We start from the raw sequence: 11,294 nt of genomic DNA, 5'->3' as shown, positions 1-11,294 counted from the left end.
GCCATCAATGCACTGAATTTTTACATAACCCTATGCATGGCATTCCTGGCTCACATATCTATGAAGCCAGAAACAAGTGCCATGAAGGTTTCCATTATACGACAAGCGAACCCGATAAAAGAAAAGGTTCATTTCTGCTTTTATCGGCTGGCGAAAGGTGTCTCAGGCATACTCATCCATGCTAAGGCAGGCGTCAGGCTCTGGTTCAGAACAAAACGTCCTGCATATCGCCAACTTTGCCTTAAGCTGGTCACCTGAATAGATAATAAACACTCTTCTTAAAAAGTCCGGTTTCGGCGGGGCTTATTAAAGTACGCCCAATTGCAAGAACATCAACGTATATTGCTTAGAAAATGAACGGATTGGCATTTCGAACAGATCCATTCATTTTTTAGTTACAGTTTGCGGAAACTCAAGCTATTTTTTGTTTTCTTCAATTCGTAATATGAGCTCCATGTTATTTTAAGCACTCATTTGTCGCTCAAAATAATATAATCCTATTTATGCCTGATTTCAAATTACGAATTGAAGTTTTGTTTTATAGGGATTTGGTTCAACAACCAAATCCGGAGAAAAACGGACACCGCTGGCTTCTTTGCTCATTCAACCGTTGAAATAACAGCTTCCATAGAAAACCATGACATCACTGTCAGGAAGAACCACCATATCACTACTGAATTTTCTTTTATCGGTCCTGACTTTTATATTTTATAGTCTTCATTAAAGCTACCGGGATGCGTTATTTCGAATACTGATTAAGGTAAAACTTTTATTTCAAAATGATCCGCAAAGCCGTGAAAATCCACCCTTATCCATTTTTTGCCGCAGGAACTCATATCAGGCTGCTCAAAATGTGACGTATAATTGACGGATAGATCCACTTCCCGTAAGGCAACTCCCTCCGCATCCAAGGAGACTTTTTCTGCCGTGCCATCGTAATAATGAACAATAATAAATCCCCCGGCAAGATCCAGATTTTCATTTTGCCGATATACCGTCTTGTCAGGTCCATGGACATCGATACAAGTAATCTCTTTCGAATCCACCGGATACTCATCCGGCCATTTTTCATATGGGATAAGATCCGATTTTCGTATCTTTACAATCTGCTGGCGTTGCTGGTTATGAAAATAATCACCCGCATAATCGGAACGCCCGGATAATACAAACAAGTAATCCTTAGTGACTGTAATTGAAGGATCCACGATTTGATTGATGTTTGGCTTTCGCCCATCATCAGTATCATCCCATCGCCAGACATCCATTAGATATTCCCAATCCGCTCCGTTTCTTGTCCGAATCAGGGAAAGGCGGGCACGAGGAAGAGGATTTTTCACCTTGTCCTGCTTGCAATAAACAAATACCATATAAATGGTTCCAGGTTCATAGGGATCTTCGTGCAGGTCATGGGAAGAACGGGCGCATCTCATTTGAGGCATCGCTTGTTCCCGTTCCCATGTTTCCCCGTTGTCACGGGAAACAAAAAATCGCATACAGTTGGATTCGTTCCAAGTACAATACATCCGAAGGCTGCCGTCCGAACAGCCGACGATTCGAGATTCGCAAATGTGGTTCATGGCGGAAACAGCACGGGTGTCCATTTGGCTTTTCCGCCAGGTATGGCCCTCATCATCTGTATAATAGATTTCATCCCAGTGATAATTGATTTTTCCTTTCCCCTCGGGGTTTCCATAGGCACGTACATCTGCGCAGTAAAAGACCCGATATCGCCCATCCGATAGATGGACCTCTTTCAACATATCATTCATACCGCCATGAAATTTCCATGTTTTCGGAAGTCCTTCCTGCCGCCATAATTGTCCCACCATTTCGCTTGTAATCCCGTTATCCTTGGAGAGATATGCCTTTCCTCCATTGTAATTATCGATTTTTAGAATATGCCCGCTGTGCAGACGTATATACTGGGTACGCTGCGACTGTACAAAAAATCGATACTTTTCTGTTTCCGCCTCTACAGCTTTCCGAAATGTCCTACCCTGATCGAAAGAGAGAAATAGTTCACCATAGACATTTATCAGCGCTAATTTATCGTTATACCAAAATAGGGAAGCTCCTTCGGTATATTCATCCCTCGGGAGCAGATACTGCTCTAAAACAGCTTTTTCTATCCGTCCCTGTCCGCTCAGCAAAGATATCGATATATGTTCAAACGATGCATCGGCATACTGCGTAAACAGTCCGACTCTGCCGGTCGTGACCTGACCGGCCTGCTCTGTTGTAACAACTTCACTATTATTACAAAAAAGCGTAACATGATTGCCAACCGCTCTTATCCGCAAAACAGCCTTCTCTCCGGTATGGTAATAAGAAGCAGCCTCTGAATAGAACACTTGCTCTGGGAAGTCCTTCCCCCTTCTGTCGGCAATATACCATTTCCCACAGGCAAAATCATACCCCGCTTTAATCCAGGCATCCTCCGCGGTAAGGCGGACCAAAAGTCCTACCTTGCTTTCGGAGGATATGGCATTGACTTTAACATGAGCTGTAACTTCCACATTTGTTTCAAATACATGGAGCCATGTACATGTGAAAGGTATTGACATATTTTCCTGGTGATATGCCATATGGCCGTCCAACTTTTGCAATGACCAATATGATTCGTCATTTCCCGATTTCTATGTCAAATGTGAATTCATCATGACATCCCAGCCGGTCCAACCCGGGATGACGATCGGTCTGAGATAGTTTACAAGGTCCGTCTCTGCCATGCTGCTCTTTAATTCGATTCATGGCTTCCTCAAAAATGCCACCGACGGCCCGGCGGGGGCGAGGAAGGTCCTTATACTGCAATCCTCGTTTTATCATCCATGGAAATGGTATTGACCCATTCATATATCCCAACCAGAAAGGAAGGGCGCCCGAGGTTGAAGTCCCTCCTACGCATCCGGTGCCTTCCAGAAGCAATGTCCTGCATCCATGCCTTGCAGATGCAATAGCCGCTGCAGTTCCCGCTGGGCCCCCGCCTGCCACGACTGCATCATACTGTTCCAGCATTTGTGCCGTTCGTTTATATATCAAAATAAACAACCTCCCTGTTGATTTATATGCCATTTATCCGGTCTTTTTTATATTTGAAGAATACTTTGTATGCACTCCATCTGTTCTGATATCCTGAACCGGACCGTTATATGACAATTATGCATTTTTTATCTGACGAATTGTTTTAGATATATATCTACCTTGTAATAACCAATGAACCTTTCCCACTGATGATATGACTTCGCATAATGGAATAAGCTTTGTCCGGATCAGCTTCTTTCAGTTGATTTAAAAGTTCCACATGGCTGTAGCGCGTAGCTGCATCGTTGGGACTGACAAGCTTATTGGTGTTATAGAACAGGCCCAGCTTGGTAATGCGTTCATGTTCTTTTTCAAGAATCTCGCATCCGGATAATCTGACAAGAGAAGTATGAAATTCGTAATCTTTACGGAAATATGTCATCGACCTGTGCGGTGATGCATCAACCGCACGGGCAAGCGGAATCAAATCATCCATTGCATCCGCAATCTTTTCGCCGCATATCATTCTTGCCGCCGTACATTCCAATGCTTCTCTCACTACAAGATATCCTGAAATATCTTCATTACATACAAGCGAAACACGAGTACCCTTTCGCGGCATTGTTTCAAGCAACCCGTCATTTTCCAGCAATATCATTGCCTCCATCACAGGTGCCACACTCACATTCATTTGTTCGGCAATTTCACGCCGGTTTATAAACTCTCCTGCCGGTATTTCATTATTCAATATCTTCTTGAGCAATTTTTCATATATGGAACTAGCAAGTGATGAACTCATAATTTTCCCCTCAATTCCATCTATAGTAAAATATTTATTCTATTGTGATATATCTTTTTTCCATTCTTTTTTAACTTTTCCAAAAAAGAAGGTGGAAAGTTTGCTTGATATTTCTCGTGATATATCACACGATAAATATAATATATCATGATGTCCGTCAATGCGCAAGATACTTTATAATTTTTTATAAATTTAATTAATTGAAAAAAGTAACTTCCAACCTACTGATCTAAAATAGTAAAATTATCCTTGCAAAGACATGAAAAAAAGCTGAATGACTGATCTTTTTAATTCAGCATTCAGCTTTCTACATAGAATCGATATTATTGAAAATTTAGATGCAGAATCAATCTCTGCAAAGATATTATTATAAATAAAAGTTGCTTTTGTAATCAATCCTTCTATTTCTTCAATTCAGCGTTTGGTAATATTTCGATCCTGCCTCTGATTTATAATTACTGTCTGTAAGTTTGTTATAAAAATTGTGGTTCAATTTCAGAAAATCCACTGTCATTTTCTTAAACAAGTCGTTCGTGCAGTATTTCATATAGATATAACTGTTTACAGACGTCAGCAGCCCTCCTGAAGTATCGGCTATAAGATCCGTCATCGTATCTGTAAGGCTTCCGCGCTGCATATTCAATCCGAAGGACTTGTCAATTAAAAATTCATATATTTCCCATAACGTACCTGAAAGCACCGCAAAGCTCAGAGCAAATAGAGCTATAAACAAAAAGTTAGGAGTAGATGACGGAGCCTGTTCATTTTCTTTTATATAAACAATCAAAAACCCGGCAAAAGCTGCAAAAATTCCCGAAGATGTGTGTAGGAATATATCCCACCACCAGATTTTATTATAATATGAATGCAATTCTCCCAGATAATTAGCAGCAAATATAAAGAGAACCACTATTAATTTAAAACTCGATGGCAGGGATATATGGGTTATCTGCGAAAATAATTCAGGCATATATGTCAGCAAAAAAGACGCCGCCGCAATCAAAAAGTACAGAGTATTTTTTGTAATAATGCTGTAAACTGCAGATACTAAAAACAGTAATCTTACAATTGTCCCTACAGTCGATTCCGTTTTGATTTTATCCAGTAAATGTTTCAAATTAAATCACCCCCCATGTTTAATTTGAAATCACTAGCTCATACATATCCAATTAGAAAACAATTTCATCTTTCGTATCATTCCCCAAAATAATTATACTTGTTTAAAATATTCATGTCAAATATTCTACAAACTCCAATTTGCCCGGAATTTACTTATATTTGCTTTAATAACTCCCCTATTTTTCTGCTGCTAAGGTTTTTAATCACACTTGTTGCGAGATTTACAGTCGCATCAATGTCAAACATTGCGCAGTAGCAATAATGCGTATGTGCATACCTTACCGGAATCCCAAGGACCAGTGTCGGAACGCCTTTATTTGCAACATGTATTTTGCCGGCATTGGTGCCGCCTTGTGCGCGGACAGCGCTCTGATATGCGATATTTTTGTCATTTGCCAGTTCCTTTGCAAATCTTATAAAGTGGGGGTTGCTGACCATTGATCTGTCTATATGCCTTATCTGTGTTCCTTTTTTAAGGCAGCCCTGGGCGGCATACTCATCATAATAAATATCATCTGCAGGGGAACCCTCAATCACTATTGCCAGATCCGGCTTTACGCATCGTGCAGTTACCTCTGCACCACGGGCTCCTACTTCCTCCTGGGCGGCAAATGCTCCGACCACATCGATATCCAAATTTTCCTTCTTCAATTTCTGCATTATCTCAATCAGGCAAAAGCAGCCTACCCTGTCATCAAATGCTTTACCGAACAATATTCCATTCTTTTCGTTATATCTGAAACTGACATCCGGGACCACAGGGTCGCCGGGCTCTATGCCAAAATCATTTATAACCTCTTCCCTGCTTATGGCTCCGACATCTATATATATATCGTCAAGATCGAGCTTTTTCTCCCTGTCTGTCACGGTCATAAAGTGCGGAGGCCTTGAAGTCGTAATACCTCTTATAAGCTCACCCTTGCTGTTTTTTATTATTACAGCATGAGCCGGGATATTCGTGACAACCCACCCGCCTATCGGTAAAAACCTGATAAGCCCCTTTGATGTTATCGATTGTACCATAAAACCGACTTCATCCAGATGGCAGTCTATCATGATAACAGGCCTGTCTCCTTTATTGCCGTAAAGCCTTGTATAGACATTATTCATGCTGTCGCCTTCAAACTCCAGACCCTGTGAATACTTTTTTATTACATCTGCGACATCATCCTCAAAACCGGATGGACCAAACGCGTTGGAAAGCTCCTCCATCACTTTAATGTTAAACATATCAACCATCTTCCTTTTCATTTTATATGCACCGGAAATTGAGCATAATTCAATTTATGTACAGTATAGTAAACGTTGAAGTGGATGTCAATTAAAGAGGCTGTCTCGAAATAAGTTTTATATACAATATATTGACTCCACAAATTTGATCTACTCAATATATCGTATTATTTCTTTATTTCGAAACAGCCTCTTCTGAAATTTCCCTGTCAACAGAGATAATCTGATCCTTACTCAATACTATCAGTCTCTATTTTTAAGCCATTCCATATTAAACCTTGCGATGGATATTTTTTCGTATGGCCCATCTTTCCCTCTTTCATACATGCAAAATATCGTCCCATCAGGTGCAACAGCTAGATCTGAATAGGCGGACGGCCCTTCATTAATCGTCTTTGATACCGCCCATGTTTCGCATTTGTCAAAACTTGCTCTTACAGTCATATTCTTTCTTTCTGTACTGGCAGCATTAGAAAATAATATTATATCCTTATCCTGATATCTTATGGCGCTTCCCTGGCATACAGGATCGACAAGCGTACTGTCCAACTTTACCGGCGTCCACGTAATTCCTCCATCATAACTCCAGGAATACACCCGGCTGTTTTGTCCATGATAACTTCTCATATTAATATAAACACCCTCATCACTTGTCTGCAGTGCTACACATTCGTTAGTCTTCTCCTCCAGTATGCCACCGATTTGCCATGTATTCCCTCCATCATCGCTGTAAATAACATGAGAGCTGGTATGACCTGATTTTCCAGTTTCAGGATTATATACGGCATGATTGCAAGGTATGAGAAGCCTGCCGCCTTTAAGCTGGAGTCCGTGGCATGGCCCTGTCGCATACCACGTCCAACCTTTTAATTTTACCTTATCTGTTATATTGACAGGTTCGGACCATGTTTCTCCATCATCAGTACTTTTCATTACAAATACTTCCCTTGGTGCCTTACCTTCACTTATCAAAGATCCGAAACTATCTCCCGGATTTTTACATAATAGAAGCCATATCGTACCCGTATTGCCATCCACTACCGGGCACGGATTTCCCATAGTATCAGGAGGATTTGATGCTATTATCTTTAAATTCCCCCATGTTTCACCATTATCGAAACTCCTTTTCAACAAAATATCAATATAACCGACATCACTTCCGCTATTCTTCCTTCCCTCACAAAATGCAAGAACAGTTCCTTTTTTTGATATAATGATTGCAGGAATGCGAAAAGTATGGTATCCTTCCCTTCCTGAAATAAAAATATCGTCCTGAATAAACAGCGGCTTACTATTCATGTCCTATTACCTCCTTTAGGCATCGATTTATTTTCCCTATGGTATGCTCTTGCTATTCCGTCTAGTTTTTGGTTTTCCTTAGCTTTTTTATCAGTACTAAAAGGATCTGTTATTTTAAACAATTCATCGTGCATATCCGATAGAATATCTGCGTATTTTTTAAGCCCAGAAAGATCCTTGAATTCACCGAGATCATTCTTTACGTCATATAATTCCGGGCTGTAATTTACATAGTAGTTATACTTATAATCCCCCTTTTTAATCATAAATCCAGCATTTAACATGCCTTGAGCATGGTATTCGCTAAAAACAGCTCTTTTATAATCTTCATATCCCTTTGCATACTTTATAACGCTATTCCCTGACAGCCCCTTCGGTATTTCAATACCGGCCAATTCCATGATAGTAGGCATCACATCCACAAGGCTCACATTTGTTTTAACCCTTACGGATTTACCGCCATTAGGAATTTTAATTATAAAGGGCACCTTAACAGAAGGCTCATAAAAGCATTGCTTCTGCCAAATCCCATGCTTTCCTGCCATTTCCCCATGATCGCTGAGATAAATGATAATTGTATTTTCTCTCAGATAAGAATTATAAATCACATCCAGCAACATTCCAATATTGTGATCTGTATATGTTATCAATGCATAATAGCTTGCTAATGCTTTTCTGGTAATCTCATCTGAAACTATCGAATCATTTCTAAAGCAATATCTCAGATGTTGAATTACCGGATGCTGCATTTCAATAGTCTCGCCGTTCAAATCCGGCATTATGACATTATCCGGATAATACATATTAAAGTATTCTTTAGGCGCTATCAAAGGAAAATGTGGAAACATAAACCCCACGACCATCAACCATGGTTTTGACGGAGGATACTTTGCCATACCTTTTAGAAATCTCAACCCAAGATCGGAAACAGTGTTATCATAATCCTGCCATGACCCTCTCCCGGGTCCACAATCTGTGACATGAGAATTGCTCCCTCGGCGCTCCTCTTTTGTTCTTAACGGTTTCTGATTGTAGCTCTTCCACTTTTCCATATCATCGAATAATCTCTTTCCAAAACCATGGAGTCTTTCCTCTCCGATCATGTGCATCCTTCCACAAAGGATTGTATCATAACCTCCGGCTTCAAAATAATTCGCAAAGGTAGGTATTTCCGCCCTCAGGGGTGAACCATTATCCCAAACGTCGATTTTGCATGGATATCTTCCCGTTATAAACGACATGCGTGAAGGTACGCACATTGGAGAATTGCAATATGCATTTTCAAATAGTATTCCATCCTTTGCCAGATTATCGATGTTCGGAGTTTTTACAACAGGGTGATTATAACACCCGGTAACAGCAGGGTCATGTTCATCAGACATAATTATTAATATATTGGGCCTCTTATCAAGATTATTCACAGCACACACCTCGATCATTTGCAGCTCTCAATTGCTGCATACTTTATACCTGCTCGTCCCATTTGTCATACATAAAACAATCACCTTAACGGTCCCAGGACAGCGCTTCCCATGCTAATTGAGATATCCGGCAGCGATAAATTTTTAAATGGAATTCAAAAAACGGGTAATTATTCAGTAAGCCATTGAAGATTAAATCTTGCCATGGTAAGATATTTGTACGGCTCAGTATCTGTAAAACGCTCATAGAAACAGTAAATCGTCCCGTCTGCGCTTACAGCGATGTCCGAATATGCCGCTCCGCCCGGGTACAACGTTTTCGCAGCTGACCATGATTTTCCATTATCCCAGCTACCCCTTATGGTCAATGCTTTTCTTTCAGTTTGACTGTTGCAGTTGGAAAAAAGAATGCAGTTTCCCTTATGGATATTTTTTTGATCATACCTTGCAAGCGATGCGCCGCACCCAGGATCGACTAATCGATCATCAAAAACAGGCCTTGACCATCCTTCGCACCCGTTGTTGCTAATTGTTACAGACCTTCTCTTATCGGAAGACGAATTCCTCATATTCATGATGATCCTGCCATCCATAAGCTCTACGACAGAAGGTTCACCAGGATTTATCAATTTCTGAGACCCATATATGATCTCTCCTCTATTCCATGTATCTCCGTTATCATCACTATATATAGTAGAAACTGCCGAAGGATGATGTGCTTTCTCCAAAGCCAGCCAAACCGGTACTATCAAACGGTGACTGGCAGTTTGAATGCCGTGGCATGGACCCGTTGCAATAACCTTCCAGGGATATTCCGGTTTGAATTTTTCAAAAGTATTTGTAATCTCTATGGGACTAGTCCACGTATTTCCTTCATCATAGCTGCGGCAATAGAAGCATTCGGCATATTCCCTGCAAAATAAAAAATGGATAATATCACTATCCTTTGATGCAATCATTACCGGATTATTTATTGTATGGCCGCTGCTGATACCGCTGACTATAACCCCTTTATCCCCCCATGTTATTCCGCCGTCAAAACTTCTTCTAAGGCATATATCGATGTTGGCCCAATCTGAAGTTTTATCCCTTGCTTCACAGTAAGCAAGAATCGTCCCTTTCCTTGTAATCACCATTCCTGGGATTCTGATCTGAGCATACCCTTCCCCTGCCGATTCAAAAAGATCTGTTTGTTTTAAAAAAGACTGACCTTTCGTATTCATCTTGACCTCACATACCTTCCCCAAAAATGTATCACCATAACCTATTTTGTCTTATTTTGCTGATGGCAATCTATAGATAATCATGTATAAGCTTTTTAAGAATCTCTCTTCCTTCATCGTTTATCTTCTTGAATGGAGGCCTGCATTCTCCAAAATCCAACCCCATAAGGTTTAGTATCTCTTTCTCACCTTGGAAAACTCCCACCTTTCCTAAGATCTTAATGATATCATTAACCTGCGTCTGTATCTCCTGAGCTTCCTTGATCTTTCCCTGATCAAAGAGCCTTTTTATTGCTATAAATTTTTCAGCCATGAAGTTGTACGTACTTCCTATGCCGCCATCGGCTCCCATAATCAGTCCTGCCAGGAACATCTGGTCATACCCGTTAAACACTATCATATTCCTCTTTAGATGTTTGAACCTCTCAAGAGAAAAGAAATCCGAAGAAGTATGCTTTATGCCTATGAATCTTGGATCATCGACAAATGCCTTTATATTCTCAGAATTTAACGAAAAGCCCGAATTTTTCGGGAAATTGTAAATGATCATCGGCACATTTACACTATTGACAATGTCAAAATAGTAATTCTTAATCTCATCAAATGAAAAACCATAATAAAATGGAGCTATTGAGGAAATAGCATCCACCCCAACTTTTTCTGCATGTTTGGCCAACTCAATTGCCTGGTCTGTATTTATACAGCCGATATGGGCAATAATTGCGCATTTGTCCCCAACTTCCTCTGAAACAACTTCAAGTATATGCTTTCGTTCTTCAAGAGACATCAAAAATGCTTCCGATGTACTTCCACCTACGTAAAATCCGTCAACACCCTTGTCCATGTTCATCCTTACAAGCTCTTTTAATGCCTCATCGTTGATCTTGTTTTCTTTTGTGAATGGTGTAAGCAATGCACAAAAGACTCCTTTTAAATTTTTCATGTCAATCCCTCGTTCCTTATTAAGAATAATTTTTGTTTTTTAATAAAATGATAACAAATACCGCTTTATTTAATAACCGATACAGGATAAAGTGAGATATAGCAACATATAAATACCTCGTATATTGATTCCTGATTCAAGGAAATGGACTATGGCAAATATTAAGACTGTTTGTAAAAGGTAACTTCAATTCGTAATTTGGGATCAGCCATAAATAGAATTATGTTATTTTGATCAAC

The 11,294-nt window shown here is 40.1% G+C and carries 10 protein-coding genes; 1 reads left to right on the top strand and 9 read right to left on the bottom strand.

Annotated elements, in window-relative coordinates; all coding sequences use genetic code 11:
* On the top strand, positions 1-185 hold a 185-nt coding region (locus QME45_13535; GenBank protein MDI6619654.1), incomplete at its 5' end, for a hypothetical protein.
* 570 nt (positions 186-755) lie between these two features.
* On the opposite strand, the gene QME45_13530 is transcribed toward QME45_13535, so the two are convergent.
* The 9 genes from QME45_13530 to QME45_13490 all read right to left on the bottom strand — a co-directional run bounded on the left by QME45_13530 (position 756) and on the right by QME45_13490 (position 11,055).
* Positions 756-2,585: a sialidase family protein gene (locus tag QME45_13530; protein ID MDI6619653.1), complete on the bottom strand. Its 1,830-nt coding sequence runs from the start codon at positions 2,583-2,585 to the stop codon at positions 756-758.
* Positions 2,586-2,622: 37 nt separating this feature from the next.
* A complete protein-coding gene (locus QME45_13525; protein MDI6619652.1) occupies positions 2,623-3,039 on the bottom strand; it encodes an FAD-dependent oxidoreductase in 417 nt (138 codons plus the stop codon).
* A 157-nt stretch (positions 3,040-3,196) separates the two neighbouring features.
* On the bottom strand, positions 3,197-3,820 hold the full coding sequence (locus QME45_13520) for a GntR family transcriptional regulator (protein ID MDI6619651.1): 624 nt from the start codon (positions 3,818-3,820) through the stop codon (positions 3,197-3,199).
* A 409-nt stretch (positions 3,821-4,229) separates the two neighbouring features.
* Positions 4,230-4,937, bottom strand: a complete 708-nt coding sequence (locus QME45_13515; GenBank protein MDI6619650.1) for a hypothetical protein — start codon at positions 4,935-4,937, stop codon at positions 4,230-4,232.
* Positions 4,938-5,092: 155 nt separating this feature from the next.
* On the bottom strand, positions 5,093-6,169 hold the full coding sequence (locus QME45_13510; GenBank protein ID MDI6619649.1) for a M20/M25/M40 family metallo-hydrolase: 1,077 nt from the start codon (positions 6,167-6,169) through the stop codon (positions 5,093-5,095).
* Between the two features lie 243 nt (positions 6,170-6,412).
* Positions 6,413-7,468 (bottom strand): sialidase family protein, encoded by a 1,056-nt coding sequence (locus QME45_13505; GenBank protein MDI6619648.1) that lies wholly within the window; start codon positions 7,466-7,468, stop codon positions 6,413-6,415.
* Entirely contained in the window at positions 7,465-8,889 is a 1,425-nt protein-coding gene (locus QME45_13500) for a sulfatase-like hydrolase/transferase (GenBank protein ID MDI6619647.1), read from the bottom strand. Before QME45_13500 ends, QME45_13505 begins: the two co-directional genes overlap by 4 nt.
* 170 nt (positions 8,890-9,059) lie before the next feature.
* Positions 9,060-10,112 carry a sialidase family protein gene (locus QME45_13495; protein MDI6619646.1) on the bottom strand — a complete coding sequence of 351 codons (1,053 nt, stop codon included), beginning with the start codon at positions 10,110-10,112 and terminating at the stop codon, positions 9,060-9,062.
* A gap of 70 nt (positions 10,113-10,182) precedes the next feature.
* Positions 10,183-11,055 carry an N-acetylneuraminate lyase gene (locus tag QME45_13490; protein MDI6619645.1) on the bottom strand — a complete coding sequence of 291 codons (873 nt, stop codon included), beginning with the start codon at positions 11,053-11,055 and terminating at the stop codon, positions 10,183-10,185.
* Positions 11,056-11,294: the final 239 nt, after the last annotated feature.

The sequence above is a fragment of the Clostridiales bacterium genome (genome assembly GCA_030016385.1).
Taxonomy (GTDB): Bacteria; Bacillota; Clostridia; order Clostridiales; family Oxobacteraceae; genus JASEJN01.
This window is presented reverse-complemented; position numbering and strand designations above follow the sequence as displayed.